The sequence below is a fragment of the Flavobacterium sp. genome (assembly GCF_040402955.1).
Taxonomy (GTDB): Bacteria; Bacteroidota; Bacteroidia; order Flavobacteriales; family Flavobacteriaceae; genus Flavobacterium.
Window position 1 is genome coordinate 17,215 of sequence record NZ_JBBALQ010000008.1, and the last position, 23,799, is coordinate 41,013.

At 31.3% G+C, this 23,799-nt stretch carries 17 protein-coding genes and 1 tRNA gene; 8 read left to right on the forward strand and 10 right to left on the reverse strand.

Annotated elements, in window-relative coordinates; genetic code table 11:
• Window positions 1-353, forward strand: a 353-nt coding sequence (locus ABWP78_RS05580; protein WP_353169794.1) for a DoxX family membrane protein, incomplete at its 5' end; no start/stop codon positions are given.
• Window positions 354-418: 65 nt separating this feature from the next.
• Here the strand turns inward: ABWP78_RS05580 and ABWP78_RS05585 are convergent.
• The 6 genes from ABWP78_RS05585 to ABWP78_RS05610 form a co-directional block, all read right to left on the reverse strand.
• The gene (locus ABWP78_RS05585; RefSeq protein ID WP_353169795.1) at window positions 419-2,701 is read right to left on the reverse strand and encodes a helix-turn-helix domain-containing protein; all 2,283 of its coding nucleotides are present in this window, start codon (window positions 2,699-2,701) and stop codon (window positions 419-421) included.
• Between the two features lie 138 nt (window positions 2,702-2,839).
• Window positions 2,840-3,388, reverse strand: coding sequence for an OmpH/Skp family outer membrane protein (locus ABWP78_RS05590; protein WP_353169796.1), 549 nt, complete (start codon window positions 3,386-3,388; stop codon window positions 2,840-2,842).
• Window positions 3,389-3,641: 253 nt separating this feature from the next.
• Complete coding sequence (locus ABWP78_RS05595) at window positions 3,642-4,502, reverse strand: class I SAM-dependent methyltransferase (protein ID WP_353169797.1); 861 nt, start codon at window positions 4,500-4,502, stop codon at window positions 3,642-3,644.
• A 122-nt stretch (window positions 4,503-4,624) separates the two neighbouring features.
• A complete protein-coding gene (gene mnmG / locus ABWP78_RS05600; protein WP_353169798.1) occupies window positions 4,625-6,496 on the reverse strand; it encodes a tRNA uridine-5-carboxymethylaminomethyl(34) synthesis enzyme MnmG in 1,872 nt (623 codons plus the stop codon).
• An 80-nt stretch (window positions 6,497-6,576) separates the two neighbouring features.
• A complete protein-coding gene (gene ybeY / locus ABWP78_RS05605) occupies window positions 6,577-6,996 on the reverse strand; it encodes an rRNA maturation RNase YbeY (protein ID WP_353169799.1) in 420 nt (139 codons plus the stop codon).
• On the reverse strand, window positions 6,989-10,288 hold the full coding sequence (locus tag ABWP78_RS05610) for a coiled-coil domain-containing protein (RefSeq protein ID WP_353169800.1): 3,300 nt from the start codon (window positions 10,286-10,288) through the stop codon (window positions 6,989-6,991). The genes ybeY and ABWP78_RS05610 overlap by 8 nt, the downstream gene beginning before the upstream one ends.
• Window positions 10,289-10,467: 179 nt before the next feature.
• Here ABWP78_RS05610 and gltX point away from each other — a divergent pair, with 179 nt between their 5' ends.
• Both gltX and ABWP78_RS05620 read left to right on the forward strand, forming a co-directional pair.
• Entirely contained in the window at window positions 10,468-11,976 is a 1,509-nt protein-coding gene (gene gltX, locus ABWP78_RS05615; RefSeq protein WP_353169801.1) for a glutamate--tRNA ligase, read from the forward strand.
• 92 nt (window positions 11,977-12,068) lie between these two features.
• Window positions 12,069-13,043, forward strand: coding sequence for an SPFH domain-containing protein (locus tag ABWP78_RS05620; protein ID WP_353169802.1), 975 nt, complete (start codon window positions 12,069-12,071; stop codon window positions 13,041-13,043).
• Window positions 13,044-13,442: 399 nt separating this feature from the next.
• Here the strand turns inward: ABWP78_RS05620 and ABWP78_RS05625 are convergent, their stop codons facing one another.
• Window positions 13,443-15,125 carry a glutamine--tRNA ligase/YqeY domain fusion protein gene (locus ABWP78_RS05625; protein WP_353169803.1) on the reverse strand — a complete coding sequence of 561 codons (1,683 nt, stop codon included), beginning with the start codon at window positions 15,123-15,125 and terminating at the stop codon, window positions 13,443-13,445.
• A 116-nt stretch (window positions 15,126-15,241) separates the two neighbouring features.
• Between ABWP78_RS05625 and folB the strand changes: the two genes are divergently transcribed.
• Both folB and ABWP78_RS05635 read left to right on the forward strand, forming a co-directional pair.
• Window positions 15,242-15,598 carry a dihydroneopterin aldolase gene (folB, locus tag ABWP78_RS05630; protein WP_353169804.1) on the forward strand — a complete coding sequence of 119 codons (357 nt, stop codon included), beginning with the start codon at window positions 15,242-15,244 and terminating at the stop codon, window positions 15,596-15,598.
• Window positions 15,599-15,699: 101 nt separating this feature from the next.
• Window positions 15,700-15,770 (forward strand) — tRNA-Cys (locus ABWP78_RS05635).
• Window positions 15,771-15,905: 135 nt separating this feature from the next.
• On the opposite strand, the gene ABWP78_RS05640 is transcribed toward ABWP78_RS05635, so the two are convergent.
• The 3 genes from ABWP78_RS05640 to rnr all read right to left on the reverse strand — a co-directional run bounded on the left by ABWP78_RS05640 (window position 15,906) and on the right by rnr (window position 19,644).
• Window positions 15,906-16,592, reverse strand: a complete 687-nt coding sequence (locus tag ABWP78_RS05640; protein ID WP_353169805.1) for a LysE family translocator — start codon at window positions 16,590-16,592, stop codon at window positions 15,906-15,908.
• Window positions 16,593-16,704: 112 nt separating this feature from the next.
• Window positions 16,705-17,373 carry a head GIN domain-containing protein gene (locus tag ABWP78_RS05645; protein ID WP_353169806.1) on the reverse strand — a complete coding sequence of 223 codons (669 nt, stop codon included), beginning with the start codon at window positions 17,371-17,373 and terminating at the stop codon, window positions 16,705-16,707.
• Window positions 17,374-17,466: 93 nt separating this feature from the next.
• Window positions 17,467-19,644, reverse strand: coding sequence for a ribonuclease R (gene rnr / locus ABWP78_RS05650; RefSeq protein WP_353169807.1), 2,178 nt, complete (start codon window positions 19,642-19,644; stop codon window positions 17,467-17,469).
• A 692-nt stretch (window positions 19,645-20,336) separates the two neighbouring features.
• Here rnr and rpiB point away from each other — a divergent pair.
• The 3 genes from rpiB (at window position 20,337) to ABWP78_RS05665 (ending at window position 23,761) form a co-directional block, all read left to right on the forward strand.
• Window positions 20,337-20,768 (forward strand): ribose 5-phosphate isomerase B, encoded by a 432-nt coding sequence (gene rpiB, locus ABWP78_RS05655; protein WP_353078543.1) that lies wholly within the window; start codon window positions 20,337-20,339, stop codon window positions 20,766-20,768.
• A gap of 259 nt (window positions 20,769-21,027) precedes the next feature.
• Window positions 21,028-21,591: a magnetosome magnetite crystal formation protein family gene (locus ABWP78_RS05660; RefSeq protein ID WP_353169808.1), complete on the forward strand. Its 564-nt coding sequence runs from the start codon at window positions 21,028-21,030 to the stop codon at window positions 21,589-21,591.
• A gap of 37 nt (window positions 21,592-21,628) precedes the next feature.
• Window positions 21,629-23,761 carry a Tex family protein gene (locus ABWP78_RS05665; protein WP_353169809.1) on the forward strand — a complete coding sequence of 711 codons (2,133 nt, stop codon included), beginning with the start codon at window positions 21,629-21,631 and terminating at the stop codon, window positions 23,759-23,761.
• Window positions 23,762-23,799: the final 38 nt, after the last annotated feature.

Sequence of the window (23,799 nt, forward strand, 5' to 3'; positions counted from 1 at the left end):
TAGCTTTTTTAGCGATTACTTTTTTACAATCAGGATACGATAAAATTGCCGATTGGAACGGAAATGTAAGTTGGTTAAAAGGTCATTTTTCTCAAACTTTTCTTAAAAACCAAGTTCCAGCGGCATTACTTACTATTTTAGCTTTAGAAATTGTAGCCGGAGTATTGTCTATTGTGGGAATTGCTGAAAACATTACGAGTGGCCGAACTGTTATGGGCGATTATGCTTGTATGGTTTCTTGTGTAACGTTATTGCTGTTGCTTTTCGGACAACGTGTAGCGAAAGATTACGATGGAGCCAGAACGATTGTGATTTATTTAATTCCAGCATTGTTGGGTGTGTATTGGCTGTAAGAAAATTACGATTTACGATTTTGGAATTACGTTATAAAAAACTCAGATTAATCCGAGTTTTTTTATTACAAACTTACTTTAAACAAACGCAATTCTTCCCAAGAAAATTGATTGCCGTGTTTTTCTTTTAAAAGGCCTAAGCCTTCATTCTTATAGCCCTTAAACGCTTCTTCTAAGGCAGCGATTTTTTCATCTGACATAATATCTGAAATGGTTAATGCTTCCATTTCAATAAGTTTCGTAAAATGTAAATAAATCGAACTTACGGTTAGTTTTCTTTTGGTAGCAATTTCTTCCAAAGACAAATTTTGTTTCCAAAGCTCTAATGTGATTTCGATTGTAGATTTTTTAGGTTCTGTTGATTTGGCTTTTTTGGCTTTCGTTTTCTTACTAAAAGTTTCCGAATAATCTTTGGCTACAAAACCATCAATTTCTTTGAATTTTTCTGATAACGAAGCAATTTTATTAATTTTATAGTACTTCATTTCGTCTGAAGACATCGTGCTTTTATTAAAATCAATTTCATTTACTAAATTTTTAATCAATAGCATTGATTTTTTCAATTGTAAAACTGTTTTTACCTGAATTTCTTCTAATTCCAAAAGTTCATCGTGAAACGTTTTAGATTTTTTTAAGTTGCTTACTTCCGCAATTTTTAAAAGCAAATCGGTTACCTGATAATCTAATGTTTTAAAATAATAATCATACGCCGCCTCGCATCGTTCTGCCAGAAAAGGAATGTCGATAGTTTCTTGGAAACAAATTTTCTGGATTTGATTGCTAAATTTCTGAGAAGAATCCAATAAAGCCGCCACGATGCTTTCGTTTTGTTGAGCCCAAATTCGATATTTCGATTTGGTTGAATTGGTTGAATTGGATACTTCGTCGTTATACGAAAATAAATGATTGCGCCATTCTTGAGCCAATTGTCTGAAATCGAAACTTTTACACAATTCTAATCGTAAAAAATGCTTCGTTTCTAATGCTAATGATTTTTCTAATACGATTTCATCCGCCTTATTATTGGCGTAATTTAATACTTCGGTATCTGAAGAAATGCCATTTAACTGTATAGGAGAAAGCAAAATTAAGCCTTTTAACGAACGAAGTCGGGATAAAGCCACGTAGGCTTGTCCAGGCGCAAAAACTCGTGAAACATCTAATGCTGCGTTATCAAAAGTTAAGCCTTGACTTTTATGAACCGTAATTGCCCAAGCCAATTTTAAAGGATAATGACTAAATGTTCCTACGACGGTTTCTTCAATCTCTTTGGTGTCAGGATTTACCGTATATTTTATGTTTTCCCAAGTGTATAAATCTACTTCAACGGTTTTGTTTTCTTCTTCAAAATGAACTAAAATTTCTTTTTCAGCTAATGAGGTAATTTTCCCTATTTTTCCGTTAAAATAATTTTTTTCAAAAGAGGTATCGTTTTTAATAAACATCACTTGCGCGCCCACTTTTAAATCCATTTTTGGTTCAATAGGATACATTTTTTCCGGAAAATCTTCTACAATTTCGGGAAAGTAAGAAACCGTTTTTACTTTTAATTCTGTTAAGGCCTCTTTATTAATTTCGTCTGCTTTTGCATTGTGCGTGGTAACAATTATAAAGCCATTATGGTTTTTGATATTAAAATTTGGATTTACATATTGATTTAAAATAGCAATGTTTTCCTTCGTAATTTTATTATTTCTAAGGTTGTTTAAAATAGAAATGAATACTTCGTCGTCTTGACGATAAATTTTATCCAATTCAATATATAACGGTGGGTTTTGTTGTATAACTTGCGAATGAAAAAAGAACATACCTTGATAATAGTTCTTTAATTCGTACCATTCTTCTTGCTTAATTACGGGCTGTAATTGCAATAAATCGCCAATAAAAAGTACTTGAACGCCACCAAAAGGAGCATCAATTCGACGCACTTTTTGAAGCATAAAATCAATCGCATCCAACACGTCTGGTCGAAGCATAGATACTTCATCAATAATTAGCAATTCTAAATTTACCAGCACTTGTTTTTTAGTGCCGTTCATTCGGAAGTGTTTACTAATTGTGCTTTTCGTTTCAAATTTATATTGATACGAATTGGAATTTATAACTTTATAATCAGGAATAAAAGCCGCAAACGGCAATTGAAACATAGAATGAATGGTAACGCCACCTGCATTAAGTGCAGCAATTCCGGTAGGGGCAACTACTACCGTGTTTTTGTGTGACGTGGCAATAATTTCTTTAAGAAGTGTGGTTTTTCCTGTGCCTGCTTTACCTGTTAAAAAAACAGATTTGTTGGTTTGGTTGATAAATTGTAAGGTGTACTGAGCGGCTTTAGATAGGTGTTTCATTTGGCGTATAAATTAGGATAATGTTAATGGCAAATAATTAAGTGGTTCGTTGATAACAAATTTAATTGAAAAAAAATTCTGAAACAAGTTCGAAATACTAAAATATAAAAAAAGCCCTGATTTCTCAAGGCTAATGTTTTATTTTTTTTCTTTTGTTGCTTTGTATTGTTCGTTTAACTCTTTCAGCAACTTATCCGTTAAGTTATACGAATCTTTTGCATAAATTACAGAAGGAGCATCTTCTGAAGTAGTAAAAATATAATCGAATTTTTCTTTTTTACCGAAATCTCTGATGTATTTTTTAACTTGTTTAATTAAAGTGTCTTGTAGCTTTCCGCCTTCTGTTTGAATTTGTGCTAAAACTTGATCTCTTTCTTGTAAAATTTGTTGTTCTCTTTGTTGCAATTCGGCATATTTTTGTTGTGCCCAAGCTTGTCCGTTTGCTTGTGCGTTACGTTGAAAAGCATCTTTTTCAGCTTGTAATTGTCTGCCTTTAGTTTCTAATGGGCGACCCGTTTCTTCAGACTTAACTTTAAATTTTTCGTTTTCATCTTTAAACTTTTCGTATTTTTCTAATAAAATAGAGGTGTCAATATATCCTGTTTTAAATTCTGATTTTGAAGTTGTTGTTTCTTGACAAGAAATTAATGCTACACTTAATGCAACAATGCTTACTAATTTTTTCATTTTTGTAAAGTATGATTATTTAATTTGTAATCGTTTTTTTTAATTTTGGTAAAAATAATAGGTTTCTTTTAATTTTTAATTCTTTTTTCGAAATAAATTATAAAATAGAAACTATAGCAAAATCTTATATCTTTTTAAAATTACGATAAATATTTACTATTAAAATCCGATTATTTAAACCCTGCTTTCATAAAACATCTTTTTTTAGCAATATGTTTAGATGTTTTTAATAGAAACCAACGCTAAAATCGCTTTATTTGGCGTTTTCTTTGTTTTTTATGATGTAAATGTGCGATGAAAACTCATTTTTGAACAAACCTGACACATTTGAAATAAATCCGATTAAAAATCCTTTTACAAAACTCATTTTACCGTTTTTGTATTTTTCAGATAATAGGGAAACATAAAAACTATCAAACCACATTGGTTTCACTTTTTTCAATTCCATATCCACATCCGAAAATAATCTTTTTATACTGGTTTTTGAAAAATGCCATAAATGACGAGGCACATCATACGCTGCCCAAAAACGATTGTAATATTTTGCATCGTACGATTTGTAATTTGGTACCGCTATAATAATGGTTCCGTCTGGCTTAACAATGCGCTTTAAATTGGCAATATATTCTGATAAATTTGGTACGTGTTCTAAAACGTGCCACATAGTTACCGCATCAAAGGTGTTTTCTGGTAAAGCAAAAATATCTTCCGTAAACGAAACGCCCTTATTAGCAGCCAATTGTTTCGCGTCAGAATTTGGTTCAAAACCCAAAATAGTCCAACCTTGGTTTTTAGCTTCTACTAAAAAATCGCCCGTTCCGCATCCAATATCTAACAACTTGCCTTTACTGTTTTGTTCTTTATTAAGTAATGAAACTTTGCCTTTAATAGCATTTCGTTTTACTAAATGATATTTTTTTTCAAACAGTGTTCTTTTACCATCTGTGTGCGAAATATAATCTTCGCTTTCGTAATACTTAGGTAAAACCCCTAACGACGGAGTAGGATGTGTTTTTAAAATATCGTATTCTTTGTTGTATAACAAGGAAAAGGTTTCTTTTGAAACCGAATGGTCTTTGATAATTATAAATTGGTTTTCTTCTAAAAAATTCATTTTCTCTTAATTTATTGGCTTTAACAACGTTGTTTCACGTGGAACCTGAAAATTACGATTTTTGATTTTTGATTTACGAAACGTCTAAATCGTAAATCAAAAATCTCAAATCGTAAATACATTTATCTTCCCATATGAATTAGTAATACCGAAATATCACTTGGTGAAACGCCGCTAATACGTGAAGCTTGTGCTATAGTTGTTGGTCGTATTTTTGTTAATTTTTGACGCGCTTCAATAGAAATCGCTTTAATTTTATCGAAATCATAGTTGTCTGGAATGCGAACATCTTCAAGACGATTCACTTTATCCGCGTGATTTTTCTCTTTTTCGATATAACCAGAATATTTTACTTGAATTTCGGCTTGTTCAATCACTTCTTGATCTAAACTATGCTCTGTAATATAATCGGTAACCGCTTTAAACTTTAAAATATCGTCTAAATCGATTTGAGGTCGAGAAAACACTTTAAACATTTTGTCGCCTTGTGTCATCAAACTTGATCCTTTTGCTTCTAAAATAGGATTGGCTACTTCTGCTTTAATGCTTGTTTCTTTAAAGAAAGTAACAAATTTATCAGAAGCGTCTAATTTATATTCCATTCGTTTCAAACGATCTTCTTTCGCTAAACCAATACCATATCCTTTCGGCGTTAAACGTAAATCGGCATTGTCTTGTCTTAATAACGTTCTATATTCAGCACGAGAAGTAAACATTCTGTAAGGCTCATCTGTTCCTTTAGTAATTAAATCATCAATTAAAACACCTATATATGCTTCATCTCGTTTTAATATTAAAGGTTCTTTTTCTTGAACTTGTAATGCTGCGTTAATACCCGCCATTAATCCTTGTGATGCTGCTTCTTCGTATCCGGTTGTGCCGTTAATCTGTCCAGCAAAATACAATCCATTAATTAGTTTTGTCTCTAAAGTGTGTTTTAGTTGCGTAGGAGGGAAGTAATCGTACTCAATAGCATATCCTGGTCGGAAAAACTTCACGTTTTCAAACCCAACCACAGAACGTAAGGCTTTAAATTGCACATCTTCTGGAAGCGAGGTTGAGAAACCGTTTACATAGACTTCACACGTTTTCCATCCTTCAGGTTCAATAAACAATTGATGACGATCTTTATCCGCAAAACGATTAATTTTATCTTCAATAGAAGGGCAATATCTTGGTCCGATAGATTTAATTCTGCCGTTAAACATTGGGCTTCTATCAAAACCTTCTCGTAATAAATCGTGAACCACCTCAGAAGTGTAAGTCATAAAACAAGAACGTTGTTCTGTTAATGGTTTTGTAACATCGGAATACGAAAATTTTGAAGGGTTTATATCACCTGGTTGTTCAATCATTTTAGAATAATCTAAAGAACGACCATCTACACGAGGCGGCGTACCTGTTTTCATTCTTCCTGATTCGAAACCTAATTTTAATAAATCTTCAGTAATACCAAAAGAAGCGCTTTCGCCTGCACGTCCTCCTCCAAATTGTTTGTCTCCGATATGAATTAAACCGTTCAAAAAGGTGCCGTTTGTAAGCACTACTGTTTTAGCTTTAATCTCTAATCCTAAAGATGTTTTAATGCCTACAATATGATTTCCTTCGGTTATAATACCCGAAGCCATTTCTTGATAAAAATCTAAATTCGGAGTTCCTTCTAGCATCATTCTCCATTCTTCAGCAAAACGCATTCTGTCGGATTGACAACGAGGCGACCACATAGCAGGGCCTTTTGAGAGATTTAGCATTTTAAACTGAATGGCTGTTACATCAGAAACAATCCCTGAATAACCGCCTAAAGCATCAATTTCACGAACAATTTGACCTTTTGCAATTCCTCCCATGGCTGGATTGCAAGACATTTGAGCAATGTTTTGCAAATTCATAGTAACCAATAAAGTACTACAACCCATATTGGCAGCAGCAGCAGCGGCCTCGCATCCTGCGTGTCCGGCTCCTACAACAATTACATCGTATTTTTCTTGAAACATATCTTTTGTTCCACGTGAAACACGTGGTTTTTCTTTATGTTTTTTTGTTCCACGTTGAACAAAAAAACCTGATTACTATATTAAAGTTCCACGTGGAACAATTTTATTTTTTCTTCTTCTTTAGCGCGCATTAAAGCAACGTTTGTATCTGTTTTGTCTTTGTATCCGCAATAATGCAAAATACCGTGAGCTAAAACTCGTTTTAATTCTTCTTCGAAAGAGACATTAAAATCAATAGCATTGTCTTTAACTCTTTCGATAGAAATAAAAATATCACCACTAATTATATCGCCTTCTGTGTAATCAAAACTAATAATATCCGTAAGTGTGTCGTGGTTTAAGTATTGCATATTGATATTGTGCAGATACGCATCGTCACAAAAAATATAAGAAATTTCACCTAACGTTTTGTTTTCAGACAATATTATGTTTTCAATCCAAGAAGAATAGACAGGTTCTTGTTCTAAAATAAAATCAGATTCGTAATTAAAACTAATCATTGTTTTTAAAATATTGTTGCACTTTGGTGTTAAAATTGGGTTGCAAAGGTAGGCTTTGTCTGTTTAATATTTCAACACTTTTTAAATAATTTAATAACGCAGGAGGTAGCGGCGCATTGCTCCCTAAAAGATCATTTTTATTTGTATTTGATTCTCTTTTAGAGTCTTGACCTTGTTGTTTAAGCGCTGATTCTAACTTTAATAATTCGTGATTTATTTGTAGCGCACGATTAATATTGTATTGCGTAAGTCCTTTACTAATTAGTTGCTTCTCCAACTCCTTCATTTGTTTTATAGCGTTATGTCCGTTTCCGCCCATACCGCTTTTTTCCAATTCGTTTTGCAACGATTCACGTAGCGCTTGTTGTTCTTTAATTATTTCTAATAATTTGCCCGCATCACCTTCGCCGTCTTTGCCATCGTTACCTTGTGAGCCGCCTTCGCCTTCTTGCTTTCCTTTTTTGCCTTGTCCTGGTTTTTGTCCCTCGCCGGGTTTCGGTTTTCCGTCTTGCATTTTTTCGCCTAATCCTTTTTGTTTAGAAATAATATCCGATAACTGGTCGCCTTTACCTTTTCCGGGTTTAGGCTTTCCGCTACCACCAGAAGAGGACATACTCATGCTCATTTCACTTTGCACATTACTCAGAAAATCAGCTAATTTATTTGCAGAAGATAATGTAAATTGCTGATGCGAAATACCTTTAGATCGGGTAGTGGATACTAAATTTTCAATGGACTTATCTAAATTATAATGAATTTCTTCAACTTCTTTTAAAACCAAATCGGAAAGTTTGGGTTGTCGCAAAGACAAAGTAAACAAACTGTCATCAACGTGCTTGAATTGCGTTTTTAAATCTTGTTGATTTTTAAGTAAAGCGCTTACATTAGATTTGGAATTAGAAACCGCCTTAAATTGTTTCATTACCTTTTCTTGATCAAACGAAAAAGACAATAAATTATCTAAAATTTGACGCATTACTTTAGCGTCTTCAGCATTGTCTTCCATTTCACCAGCCGACATCGATTCAGACATTTTTTGGCTCATCTCTTTCATTTTTTGAGCCGCTGCTTTTTGATTCTTTTTGGCTTGTTTTTGGTCTTTCTTTTCTAAATTATCTTCCGCTTTTTGTTGCTCTTCGTCTACGTCTTTTTGGTCGCCTTTATCATTTGGAATATCCATTGGCGATTTCAATTCTTTGTTTTCTTTTTCTAAATCGTCAAGTTCTTTTTTTAAATCATCGAACTCTTTTGAAAGGTTTTCTTGTTCCTCTTTCGTTGGGCTTTCTTTATCTGAAAGTTTATCTTGTTTGTTCGCTAATTTGTCTAATTTATCAGCCAGTTGTTCTGCTTTTTGTTCAACATAATATCTTTTGGTTAACTCAACCAATTGTTCTAACGATTTTTGCTGTGTTTTCGTTTGGTGTTTTAATTTGTCGGCTTTATCAAACAATTCGTCTTTTTCTAATTTTTTAGTTAACGCTTCAAGTTCCTTTAATAGCTTATCATTTTTAGCAGCTTGTTTCTCGTTTTTTTCTAAGCGATTTAAAAGCTCTTGTTTCATTTCGTCTTTTTGCTCAGGCTTAAATTGTTCCAGATTTTCCTTCATTTTTTCGGAAAATTCTTTCATCATTTCATCTTGCTCTTTTTGACGATTAATAAAGTCTTGAATTTTCTTTTGGTCTTTATAATCCAAGTTGTCTTTTTGTTTGTCAAGCTTTTTAAGCTTGTCTAATGCTTCAAATTGTTTGTCTTGATTATCTAACGCTTTTTGTAAACTATTGATGTTGGATTGCTGTTCTTGTAATGATTTTTGCTCTTTTTGTTCTTTTGTAAGTTCCGTATGAGAAAAAACTGATGATTTAGATGATTTTAAACCATTAACTACATCATTATCAAACACTTCGAAATAATATTCGTAATTAATTCCGGGTTGTAACGCAATTCCATCAGGAAAAGCATATACAAATTGGTCAACCACTTTGTTTTTTAAAATCAAACCTTTTTTGAAAAGAATGTTAGGTTTGTTTTTATCATAAAACACCACTTGTAATCTTGTCATTCCATAATCATCAGCTATTTGGCCAATAATTACTTTTTGTTTTAGTTTTAAACTGTCAGGCGTTTCGGTTACAGAAATGGTTGGAAACTGATCTTTTAAAATAGTCAATTTATACTGAAGGCTTTCGTGGTTTTTAAGTTGCTTGTTTGAAATTGAAATTTGATAATCGGTAGCGTTAGTAATTCGTTTTGCATATGAAAATTGCGCTGCGTTTTTTTGAAACAAACTAATTGCAGATTGATCTTTAAAAGCTACTTGTGTAGTAGCAAACGTATTTAATTTCCAATTTACCGTTGTGCCTTCAGGAATAACTGCATTTCCTGTGCCTTGAATAATTTCTGATTTTTTTCCTAAATATTTTGGAAAATTTAATTGCATCGTAAATAATGAAATGGTTGGTACGTTCACCACGTTTAAAACATAATCGGTAGAAGTGATTTCGTTAGATTGAAAATGAAATTTAATATCTTTCTGTACGTTTTCAAACTGATAAGTAAAATTACCCGGCGAAGTGTTTTCTAAAAAATAGGCTTCGTTATTAATTACAATTGACGCATTTTCTGGAATGATACTTCCAACAATTTTAACGATTAACTTAAACGATTTGTTTTGTTCCACGTTTAAAGTAGTAGAAACAATTTCAAACTTAAACGCGGCTGGTTTTTCAAAATTTGTATCGTATTGAATCACTCTGGCAAAACTTTTAGAAATCACATCTGAATTTCCAGAAATATAGAAAAACAAAATAAACAACAATGGAATAAGCGCAAATGGTAAATATTTTTTGTTGGAATTAAAGTTAATAGCGTTTGAAAACGGAACGGGTTGTAAGTTCTTCGCTTTTTGTTCTATAGAAGCCAAAACCAATTCTGAAGGTTCAGTAGTATTGGCTAATTGTAAGAAATTAAGTAATTTATCTTGTACTTCATCAAAATGAGTTCCGATAATTTTTGAAGCTTCGGTATAATTTAACCCTTTTTGAATTTTAAATAATTTCGTTAACGGAAAAATAATAAATTTAGCTAACAAAAATACTTCTACAAACAAAAACAACCCAAACAAAATAGTTCTTCCTTGGGTAGAAAACCATAAAAAATATTCAATTAAAAAAGTAAAAATAAAATACAATAAGCCAATGGTAATAAAAAGAAGTACTCCTTTTATCAACTCATTCGTGTAAAACTTTTTGATAAAGCCTTCCAGTTTATCGTAAATTATGGCTTTCTTTTCCAAGATTGTTACTAATTTGTTTATAACCGATAAAATTACAAAAAAAATCAATAACAATATCAATGTTAAAAATCAATAACAAGATAAAAAAGTAGTTAAACAAAGATTAGTAAAATTTTAAAAATTTATATAATTTCTTTAATCTGTGTTCAAAATAGTATCTTTGCCAAAAATATATTAAGATGAATAAACCGGTAAGAGTACGATTTGCCCCAAGTCCAACAGGGCCTTTACATATTGGCGGTGTAAGAACTGCACTTTTTAATTATTTATTTGCCAAAAAACACGGCGGTACTTTTTATATACGTATTGAAGATACCGACCAAACTCGTTTTGTAGCTGAAGCTGAAGATTATATTTTTGAAGCTTTAGAATGGTTAGGAATTTCTCCTGATGAAACCATTGGAAAAAATGAAAAATTTGGACCGTACCGTCAATCGGATAGAAAAGAAATGTACAAGCAATATGCCGATGAGTTAATTCAATCTGGTTGGGCGTATTATGCGTTTGATACTCCAGAAAAACTGGACGAATTGCGCAAACAAGCAGAAACTGAAGGAAAAACATTTATATACAATCATACTGTTAGAGAAAAATTAGATACTTCATTGAATTTTTCAGATGAAATAGTAAAAACCCGAATTACAAATGGAGAACATTATGTAATCCGATTTAAAACAACTGTTAACGAAACCTTGCATTTACAAGATATCATTCGCGGTGAGGTACATTTTGATACCAATTTACTTGACGATAAAGTCTTATTTAAATCGGACGGAATGCCAACCTACCATTTAGCGAATATTGTAGATGATCATTTAATGGAAACTTCACACGTGATTAGAGGTGAAGAATGGTTGCCGTCTATGCCTTTACACGTAATGCTTTACAGAGCATTTGGTTGGGAAGCACCGGAATTTGCACATTTACCTTTGATTTTAAAACCTATCGGGAATGGAAAATTAAGCAAACGTGATGGTGATAAATTAGGGTTTCCTGTATTTCCTTTACAATGGAGAGATGTTGCAAATCAAACAATTACAAAAGGGTATAAAGAAGCTGGATTTTTTCCGGAAGCCGTAATTAACTTTTTAGCCTTATTGGGTTGGAATGACGGAACGGAACAAGAAATATTTAGTTTGGCAGAACTTATTGAAAAGTTCGATTTAAAACGAATTCATAAATCAGGTGCAAAATTTGATCCAGAAAAAAACAAATGGTTCAATCATCAATACTTACAAAAACAAACGGATGAAAGTTTAGCCGAAGCATTTAAAGTAATCTTAGAAGAAAAAGGAGTTTCAAGTTCTTTAGATATTACAAGAATTGTTGCTTCAATTAAAGAACGCGCTAATTTTATAACAGAGTTTTGGGATTTAGCCGATTATTTCTTTGTTGCGCCAACGTCTTACGATGAAAAAGCAGCTAAAAACTGGAAAGAAGAAACACCAGAATTAATGAAACAAGTTGTTGAACAATTACAAAATATAGAAGATTTTACATCAACCAATATTGAAACTCTTTTAAAAGACTGGATGACAACAAACGAAATTGGTATGGGAAAAGTAATGCAACCGCTACGATTAAGTTTAGTTGGCGCATTAAAAGGTCCGCATTTATTTGATATTATTGAGTTAATTGGAAAAGCAGAAACATCAAATAGAATTGAAAAAGCAATTGCAACTTTATAAACACCAAAATTAAGATATAAGTGATAATTTGTACTTCTTGTAACTTTTACACAAAAGCAACGTATAATTAGTATAACTTTAAATTATCACTTATGTCTCCAATTATCATTTTCGCCCTTGTTTTAGGATTATTTATCTTACTAAGTTCCTTTTTTACTGTAAAGCAACAAACCGCTGTTGTAATAGAGCGATTTGGAAAATTTACAAGCATTAGAAATTCTGGTTTACAATTAAAAATTCCTGTAATTGATAGAATTGCCGGAAGAGTAAATCTTAGAATTCAACAATTAGACGTTATTATTGAAACGAAAACAAAAGACAACGTTTTTATTAAAATGAAAGTTTCGGTTCAGTTTAACGTAATTCAAAGTAAAGTATACGAAGCGTTTTACAAATTAGAATATCCACACGATCAAATTACGGCTTATGTATTTGATGTGGTTCGTGCTGAAGTCCCAAAATTAATTTTAGATGATGTATTTTTAAGAAAAGACGACATCGCTATTGCTGTAAAACGTGAATTGAACGAATCTATGACCACTTACGGATACGATATTATTAATACGTTAGTAACCGATATCGATCCAGATATTCAAGTTAAAAATGCGATGAACAGAATTAATGCTGCCGATAGAGAAAAAACAGCTGCAGAATTTGAATCGGAAGCACAACGTATTAGAATTGTAGCAAAAGCGAAAGCAGAAGCAGAAAGTAAAAAACTACAAGGACAAGGTATCGCAGACCAACGAAGAGAAATTGCAAGAGGTTTAGTAGAAAGTGTAGAAGTATTAAATAATGTTGGAATTAATTCGCAAGAAGCTTCGGCATTAATTGTGGTTACACAACATTATGATACCTTACAAGCAATTGGTGCCGATACAAATAGTAATTTAATTTTATTACCAAACTCACCACAAGCTGGAAGCGATATGTTAAATAATATGGTAGCAAGTTTTACAGCCAGTAACCAAATTGGTGAAACGATGAAAAATCAGCCAAAACGAGCAAAGAAAAAAACTGATCATACTTCAGCAGATTATAATCCAAGCGATACTAGCGAAGCATAAAAATGTTAGAATCTGAAAAGTTCTGATTGACAAAACGAAACCAACAATTTTACAATTGTTGGTTTTTTTTGTGTCTAATTGTTAAAAATAGAATCCTGACAGGTTTTTGAAACCTGTCAGGATTAAAAATAGTCTTTTTTATGGCTAAAATTTAAATAAAGCGATTTTAGACATTTTTAGTAATTGGAATGTAAAAACACTTTACCTAAAAAAGTTTTTGATTTAAAATTTATTTATGAAAGCCTTTTTTTAAAGTTTAAACTTATACTAATTATTGTTTTAATAGTTTTTTGTAATACTATGAAATAGGCACAAAAAGGGAATAAAAAAAACCTACAAGAAAAAACATCTTATAGGTTTTAAGTCTTAATTCTTAATACAAGAAACTTACTACTTTTTTTACTGTTCAGAAACTTTTGCCCAAGTATCTCTTAATCCAACTGTTTTATTGAAAACTATTTTTTCAGCGGTTGAATCTCTGTCTACACAAAAATAACCTAACCGTTGAAATTGAAAATGATCTAATTCTTTTGCGGTTTGTAAACTTGGTTCAACATAGCCTGTAATCACTTTTAAAGACTCTGGATTGATGTATCCTTTAAAATCAACCTCTTTATTTCCGTCTGGGTTTTCGTGTGTAAAAAGACGGTCATATAATCTAACTTCCGCTTCTTTAGCGTGTGCTATAGAAACCCAATGAATTACGCCTTTTACTTTTCTATTACTAGCTTCTGTGCCGCTACCCGATTTAGAATCTACATCGTAAGTGCAATGGATTTCGGTAATATTTCCTTCTGCGTCTTTTACAACAGATTCGCCTTTAATGATATAGGCGTTTTTTAAACGCACTTCAGTTCCTAAAGTTAAACGGAAAAATTTTTTGTGTGCCTCTTCTTGGAAATCTTCTCTTTCAATATATAATTCTTTAGAAAAAGGTACTTCTCTAAATGTCATTACTTCTACTTCTGGATTGTTTTCTGCCGTTAACCATTCTTCTTTTCCATCTGGATAATTTGTAATTACCAGTTTTATTGGATTTAAAACCGCCATTACACGAGGTGCAATTTTATTTAAATCTTCACGAATACAGAAATCTAAAAGCGATACATCAATTAAATTCGTACGTTTAGCAATTCCGATAGTATTGGCAAAATTTCGAATAGCGGTTGCGGTTATTCCACGTCTTCTCATACCAGAAATCGTACTCATTCTTGGATCATCCCAAGCCGTAACGTGCTTTTCTTCAACTAATTGTAATAATTTACGTTTAGAAACCACGGTGTGCGATAAATTTCTACGAGCAAATTCTCTTTGTTTTGGTCGTACTTTGTTTTCGTCATAAATTTGATTTAAAAACCAATCGTATAATTCTCTATGTGGTAAAAATTCTAACGTACAGAATGAGTGTGAAATTTGTTCTAAATAATCACTTTCTCCGTGTGCCCAATCGTACATTGGATAAATACACCAATTGTTTCCTGTGCGATGATGATGTGCGTGCATAATACGATAAATGATAGGGTCGCGCATTAGCATATTATTGGCCTTCATACTTATTTTAGCGCGCAAAACGTGAGTTCCTTTTTCGAAATCACCATTTTTCATACGTGTAAATAAATCTAAATTTTCTTCTATAGAACGTGTTCTAAAAGGAGAATCTGTTCCTGGCGAAGTTGGTGTTCCTTTTTGAATGGCCATATCTTCGGAAGACTGACTATCCACATATGCCTTGTCTTTTTTAATTAATTCTACTGCCCAATCGTATAATTGTTGGAAATAATCCGATGCATAACATTCTTTATCCCATTTAAAACCGAGCCATTCGACGTCTTTTTTAATCGCGTCCACAAACTCTTGTTCTTCTTTTGAAGGATTTGTATCATCAAAACGCAAATTAACAGGTGCTTTATAATCTGTACCTAAACCAAAATTAAGGCAAATAGCACTTGCGTGACCAATATGTAAATATCCGTTAGGTTCTGGGGGAAAACGAAAACGTAACTTATCAGATGATAAACCGTTTTTTAAATCGTCTTCTATAATTTGTTCTATAAAATTTAAAGATTTTTCTTCTGCAGACATAATAATTTTCTTTCTTTTGACAAAGATAGAAAATGTTTCAAGTTTAAGGTTTAAAGTTGTTTAAAAAGTTGAAAAAACTAACTAACTTTGAACTTGAAACCTGAAACAAAAAATTAATGGGAAAAATAAAATTAACTAATATTCGAACCTTTTCATATCACGGTTGTTTGGAAGAAGAAGCAAAAATTGGAAGTAATTATCGAGTAGATTTAACTATAAAAACCAATTTAAAACCATCTGCTCAAACCGATGAACTAAATGATACAGTAGATTATGTAGATTTAAATCGAATTGTAGTAGAAGAAATGGCAATTCGTGCCAAACTTTTAGAACACGTGGCACAAAGAATTATTGATAGGGTTTTAAAAGAATTACTTCCTGTATTAAAAATCAAAATTCAGGTAACAAAACTAAACCCGCCAATTGGAGGTGATGTTAAAGGGGTTACTATAATTATGAGTGAAAAAAGATAGTTTTTAGAAAATAAAATAGAAAAACAAAATAGAATTTAAAATATTTGGAATTTGGGTTTTGAATATTGAAATTTTTATATCTATATTTGCAATCCAATAATGGCGTCGTGGCCGAGCGGCTAGGCACCGGTCTGCAAAACCGTCTACTCCGGTTCGAATCCGGACGATGCCTCTGAAAGAGTTACTTGAAAAAGTAGCTCTTTTTTTTGTAATTTTTTTAAAAAATTAAATAATATTATGGTTCGAATCCTGACGATGCCTCAGAAAGAGTTACTTGAAATAGTGGTTTTTTAGAATTAATAAGAAATTACTTCACAACTTCCTCGATACCTAATTTTTTATTTACAATTTGTTTGCTTTTTGGAAAAAGCCCTTGAAGAATAAAAAACACCCCAAAAATTAATATTACTATACTTATAATTCTTTTAATTTTATAAATGTTATTTGGTGTTAATTTATGTTTTAATTGCTTGGCTAATAGTATTTTATAAATATCAATTAGTAAATAAAACACTAAAATTGCAGTGAAAAATATAAAAATGCGTAATGGGTTCATTTCTAATTTTGGGCCGTGAGTTATTATAATCATCATCCAAAATCCTAAAACACCGACATTAATAATATTTAAAAAAATACCTTTAAAAAATAAACCTAAGTAATTGTTTTTCTGAATATCTTCCTCGTCGTCATCTTCCATTTTTTCATTAAATTTTTTCTTTAATTGAACGTAAGAAATCAATCCATAAACCGACATTATAATTCCTCCAACAATATATAAAACAGGGTTGTCTTTTAATTGCGAAAGTATTTGATTCGTGGCAAAATAAGCAATAAGTATAAAAATAATATCACTAAATACAATTCCTAAATCTAAAGTAAAAGCCGCTTTAAAACCTTTAGTAATACTGGTTTCTAATATCATGAAAAAACCGGGGCCAATTGAAATAGCTAACAAAAATGCCCAAGGAATAGCTAATAATATATCGTGAATCATTAAAAAGGTTATAAGTTTAAAAAGGTTATAAGTTTAAAAGGTTTATTAAACTAATGCACTTAAATGTAAAACTACTAATTTTTAAAGTTATAAAAAAACTTGAAGGTAAATTTTATTTTGCTTGAATAATTTTTCCGCCAGCAACCGATTTTTGATTTATTTGTTTTGGATTGCCGTAAATAATAATTGTTCCGCCTGCTCGGGTTTTAGCATCCACGATATCAGAAACATTTACATTAGCTATTCCGCCAGCATTAACGGTTACTGTAGTTTGTTGGGTAATACAATCTTGACCATCATATTTAGCACCAGAATTTGCTAAAATATCCTGGTTTTTAACTATTCCTTTTATAGTAACTATACTTCCTGCGCCGCAACGTATTTTTAATTTATCTGCACTAAGAATATTTAAAACAATTTCTGCGACTTCTTTGGTAATAATATCAAAACCAATGGCTTTTATTTCTGTTTCACAAGAAATTCTACTGCCTTCATTGGCTTCTAAAGCATCTAATTTTTTATAATAAACAGTTGCTGAAATAGCATCACCACTAAGCATTTTTGCTAATGACATTCTAATTTTTAATTCACCATTATTATTTATTAATTCTACTTCTTCAGAATTAGTACCTTTTAAAATTACTTTATTTTCAGTACCTAAAACCAACTCTACATCTATTTGATCAAAAGAAGTTACTTTGGTAAAATCACCAACAAATCTTTCGGTTTGTGCGAAAGTTACCGAACTGATTAATAATAAGGAATAAATAATTTTTTTCATAACTTCATATTTTTTAGATATTGAAACAAGTTCAGAATAACAATTTTGAATTGTTATTTTAACTGAACACTAAAAACTGATTACTGAACACTCTTATTTATTTTCTCTCACAAAATGAAAATCCAATTGTTTTTTTACTAAATCGGCATTTTTTACTTTAACGTACACTTCTTCTCCTAATTGTATTAAGTTTTTAGAAACTTCACCTACTAACGCATATTGTTTGTCATCAAACGTGTAATAATCGTCTTTAATTTCTCTAATACGCACCATTCCTTCACATTTATTTTCGATAATTTCAACATAAATTCCCCATTCGGTAACTCCTGAAACTACACCTAAAAATTCTTGATCTTTATGGTCTTGCATATATTTCACTTGCATATATTTTACAGAATCTCTTTCCGCTTTTGCAGCTAAATTTTCTCTATCGGACGAATGCATACATTTTTCTTCAAACAATTCTTCACTTACACTTTTTCCGCCATCTAAATAAAATTGTAGCAAACGGTGTGCCATCACATCCGGATAACGACGAATTGGCGAAGTAAAATGCGAATAATAATCGAACGCTAAGCCATAATGACCAATATTATGTGTTGAATACGCTGCTTTACTCATACAACGAATTGTAAGTGTGTCGACCATATTTTGTTCTTTTTTTCCTTGAACCTCTTCTAATAATTTATTTAACGAAGTAGAAATATCTTGTTTCGATTTTAAATTTAAATTATATCCGAATTTAGAAATTACATTTTGTAAACCAAATAATTTATCTTCATTTGGTTCATCGTGAATTCTGTAAATAAACGTTTTCTTTTGTTTTCCGATAAATTCAGCCACTTTTCTATTGGCTAATAACATAAATTCTTCAATTAAATGATTCGCGTCTTTACTTTGTTTGAAATATACGCCAACAGGTTCTGCGTGTTCGTTTAAATTGAATTTTACTTCTACTTTATCAAAAGAAATGGCACCCGCATTCATTCTTTTTCTACGAAGAATTTTTGCTAATTCGTCCATTTTTAGAGTCGCTTCTACAATTGGTTTTGGTGCGTGATATTCCTTTCCAATCAACGAAATATGAGCTGGAATTATATCTGATTTACTTTCAATGATTTCTTGTGCTTCTTCATACGCAAATCGTTGATCTGAATAAATAACCGTTCTTCCAAACCAAGAATCCACCACTTCCGCTTTATTATTTAATTGAAAAATAGCTGAAAATGTATATTTTTCTTCATTTGGTCGTAAAGAACAAGCAAAATTTGATAAAACTTCTGGTAACATTGGAACCACTCTATCCACTAAATAAACAGAAGTAGCTCTTTCATACGCTTCATCATCTAAAATAGTTCCTTCTTGTAAATAATGAGAAACATCAGCAATATGTACTCCAATTTCATAATTTCCATTTGGTAATACTTGAAAAGATAAGGCATCATCAAAATCTTTTGCATCTTTTGGATCAATTGTAAACGTTAAAATATTTCGCATATCTCTTCGTTTTGCAATTTCTTCTTCTGTAATTGAAGTATCTATTTGATTGGCATACGCTTCTACTTCAACAGGAAAATCATTTGGTAATCCATATTCTGCTAAAATCGCGTGGATTTCTGTATTGTGTTCTCCTGGTTTTCCTAAAACTTTTATTACTTTTCCAAACGGAGAATCTGCTTTTTTTGGCCAATCAACCATAGAAACTAAAACAACATCACCGTGTTCTGCAGTAGCTATTTCATTTTTAGGAATAAAAATATCGGTATACATTTTAGCGTTTGTAGTAGTTACAAATCCAAAATTTTTCTGAATATCAATTACACCAACAAAGTCAGTTTTTGCTCTTTCTAAAATTTCTAAAACTTCGGCTTCTGGTTTTCTACTACTTCTTCTATTGTAAATATAACATTTAACTTTATCACCATCTAAAGCGTGGTTTAAATTAATAAACGGAATATATACATCATCTTCTAATTCAGAACAAACAAAATATCCCGATTTACGAGACGTCATATCTACAGTTCCTTCGTAATATTCTGCTTTTGATATTATTTTATATTTACCGCGTTCTGTTTCTTCTATTTTACCTACTTTCTTTAAAATACCTAATTCTTTAATAATTTCGTTTCTACTTTGTGTATCATTCACTTCAATTATCGCAGCTATTTGTTTGTAATTAAAGTCTTTAGTAGGTGATGCGGATAGTATTTTATATACATGTGCCGAAAAATCTTTGCCTTTTTTTGTCATTTTTCTGAAATTCTTTTTCATATATCATTCTTAATATGCATTAAAGGTACAAAGAAGAAATCAGAAAACGGAATTAAGTAGTAAGATTTAATAAAATTTTAATTTTCTAAAACTTAAAAGTTTTCAACATATATTAAAAAAAAAAAAAAAATTTTTAATTAAATTTAAATTATTGATGGTTATTATAGCGTGTTAATATGTAGTATAAATTTATTTTCAAATGTTGTTTTACAAACTTATTGTAAGTTATACAACTTAATAAACACTCAAAAATTTTGCTAATTACTTCTTTTACAACGAATTTTTATTTTTAAAACAAATCTTATTAACACCTGTTAAAATCTTAATCCGCGTTTGTTTTGTATATAAGTCAATTTATAAATTTTGTTAATAACCACGTAAAAAGTATTCATAAAAATAAAATAAAATGTAATAACTAAATTTTGATTTTAAATTTAAGATTTGCATTACAAATTTTAATTTCACACCAGTAAAAAAATTATTATTTTCTATCTTAAGTTATCAACACGTAATGTTAAATTAACATTAACTGATTATCAACTCATTATCTAAAAGTATTAACAACGCTCTTTTTTCAATTGGTTTTTATAAAAAATTAAAATAGAAAACCAATAATATTTACAAATTTACTTTATGATACGCTACATATTGATTATTTTTGTAAAACAATATTAACAACACTACTCACTATTATGACAGTATCAATTGGTAACGACCACGCGGGTCCAGACTACAAAAAAGCAATAGTTAACTATTTAGAAAGCAACAATTATCAAGTTATTAACCACGGAACAGATACTTTTGAAAGTGTTGACTATCCAGATTTTGGTCACGCTGTGGCGAATGATGTTGTAAGTAAGAAAGCTCATTTTGGAATTGTAATTTGTGGCTCTGGAAACGGAATTGCGATGTCTGCAAACAAACACCAAGATATTCGTGCCGCTTTATGTTGGACGAAAGAAATTGCGGAATTAGCCCGTCAGCATAATGATGCGAATATAATTTCTATTCCAGCGCGTTATACATCTATCCAACAAGCTGTGGAAATGGTAGCTACATTTTTAAACACCGATTTTGAAGGCGGAAGACACGCAAATAGAGTAAATAAAATTGCGTGTAAATAATATTTTATTTATTACTTATTTAAATTCCGTCGTAATTGGCGGAATTTATATTTTCTACTAAATTTTCATAATGACCACTATTCAATTCATATAAAATCAACGAACATAGCTTTAAAAAGTATTAAAAGTTTAATATTATTACTTAAAAAACGTTTAAATACAGCAGTTGGGCACAAATGTCGTAGAAATGTCGTAAAAAAACCATAATACCAAATATCAATTTCATTTTAATTTTGATGAAATTTTTAAAAAAATTAAAATGGAAACAATCGGATCAAAGATTTCAAAAATTAGAAAACAAAAAGGAATGTCTCAAGAAGAACTTTCCGACTTATCAAAAATTAATTTAAGAACGTTACAAAGAATTGAAAAAGACCAAAACCAACCAAGCGGCAACACATTAAGATTAATTTGTGAAACGTTACAAATTAATCTTGAAGAAATTATTAATTATGGTAAAATAGAAGACAAAAGTTATCTTATGTTTCTTCATTTATCTATAATTTCAAATGTAATTATTCCTTTAGGAAATATTATTTTTCCATTGATTTTGTGGCTAAACAAAAGAGAAAGCATTATAAACGTAGACAAACAAGGAAAAAATATATTAAATTTTCAAATTTTATTTTCTATAGTGAGTAATTTATTATTTTTTGTCACTGCTTATTTCAAAATATCTCATACTTTTAACACTGAAATTTTATTTTATTCTTATTTTATATTAATTATAGTAAATACAGCTTATTCTGTCTATGCATCAATAAAAATCAAACAAAATAAAATCAAAGAATATTACATAAATCCAATTGTTTTTGTGAAGTAAATCACAATTAAAAATAGAATTAATTTTTTGGAAAATAATGACCACAATCCAATACCTACAAAACCAAACCAACATTGCCGTAAAAAGCATTGAAGCCACGATTAAATTACTTTTGGAAGATTGCACAATTCCATTTATTTCTCGTTATCGAAAAGACCAAACTGGAAATTTAGACGAGGTGCAAATTGAAACCATTACAAAATTAAACAAGCAATTTATTGAAATTGTAAAACGAAAAGAAAGCATTTTAAAATCGATTGAGGAGCAAAATGCACTTTCGGCAGAATTGAAATCAAAAATCGAAAACAGTTTTGATTTACAAGAATTGGAAGATTTCTATTTACCATATAAAAAGAAGAAAAAAACCAAAGCTGATACCGCTCGTGAAAACGGATTAGAACCTTTGGCGAAAATTATCATGAGTCAAAAAAATGATGACATTGAGTTTTTAGCTTCGAAATATTTAAACGAAAAAGTTACAAATGAAGACGAAGCTCTTCAGGGCGCTCGAGATATAATTGCCGAATGGATAAACGAAAATGTTTTCATTCGAAAATCGCTAAGAAGAACCTTTCAGCGTAAAGCCGAAATTACCACTAAAGTAGTAAAAACCAAAAAAGACGACGAAGCGGCTCAAAAATTTTCTCAATATTTTGATTGGTCTGAAAATGTAAGCAAAGCGCCATCGCATCGATTATTAGCGATGTTACGTGCTGAAGCCGAAGGATTTATTAAGTTGAATGTAGGTTTAAATGAGGAAGATAAAGCCGAAGTGATTCGTTTTATGGAAGATAACTTAATTAAAACCAATAACGAAAGCGGCGAACAAATTGAAAAAGCTATAAAAGACAGCTATAAAAGATTGTTAGAACCCGCTATTTCAAACGAAACGTTGCAAGAAGCAAAAACCAAAGCCGACATCAAAGCCATTGATGTTTTTGCAGAAAATTTACGTCAGTTATTATTGGCGCCACCATTAGGTGAAAAACGCATTTTAGCTATTGACCCAGGTTACAGAAGCGGCTGTAAATTAGTTTGTTTGGATGAAAAAGGTGATTTATTAAACAACGAAACCGTTTATCCGCACGCACCACAAAACGATAGCGCTATGGCGATGAAAAAAATACGTTCGATGGTTAATGCTTACAATATTGAAGCTATTTCTATTGGAAACGGAACGGCATCTCGCGAAACGGAGTTTTTCATTAAAAAAATTGCTTTTGATAAACCCGTTCAGGTTTTTGTGGTTTCAGAAGCAGGTGCATCGGTGTATTCGGCGAGTAAAATTGCGCGAGATGAATTTCCAAACTACGACGTAACGGTTCGTGGTTCGGTTTCTATTGGAAGACGACTTTCAGATCCGTTGGCGGAATTGGTAAAAATAGATCCAAAATCCATTGGAGTTGGACAATACCAACACGATGTAGATCAAAACAAATTAAAAGAGCAATTAGATATTGTGGTAATGAGTTGCGTAAATGCAGTTGGAATTAACATTAATACCGCAAGTAAATCGTTATTGAGCTATGTTTCTGGAATTGGAGAAAAAATGGCGGAAAACATTGTTGCTTATCGTTCTGAAAACGGTCCTTTTGAAGACAGAAAACAACTAAAAAAAGTACCACGCTTAGGAGAAAAAGCGTACCAACAAGCCGCAGCATTTATTCGAATAAAAGACGGAAAAAACCCGTTAGATAATTCGGCAGTTCACCCAGAAGCGTATGCAATTGTTGAAAAAATGGCTAAAGATTTAGGTGTAAAAACAACAGATTTGTTTGCCAACAAAGAAAAAATAGCACAAATACAACCAGAAAATTATATTACATCTGAAATTGGAGTTTTAACACTAAAAGACGCTTTAAAAGAATTAGAAAAACCCGGTTTAGATCCAAGAAAAGCAGCTAAAGTTTTTGAATTTGACCCGAATGTTCGAACGATAAAAGATTTAAAAACAGGTATGATTTTACCCGGAATAGTAAATAATATCACCGCTTTTGGTTGTTTTGTGGATATCGGAACCAAAGAAAGTGGTTTGGTACATATTTCCCAACTAAAAGCAGGTTTTGTCTCCGATGTAAACGAAGTCGTAAAATTACATCAACACGTGCAAGTAAAAGTAGTTGAGGTAGATGAAGCAAGAAAAAGAATACAGTTGACGATGGTATTATAAAAAACCAAAACCAAAAAATTCCAAATCCCAAGTTTTTA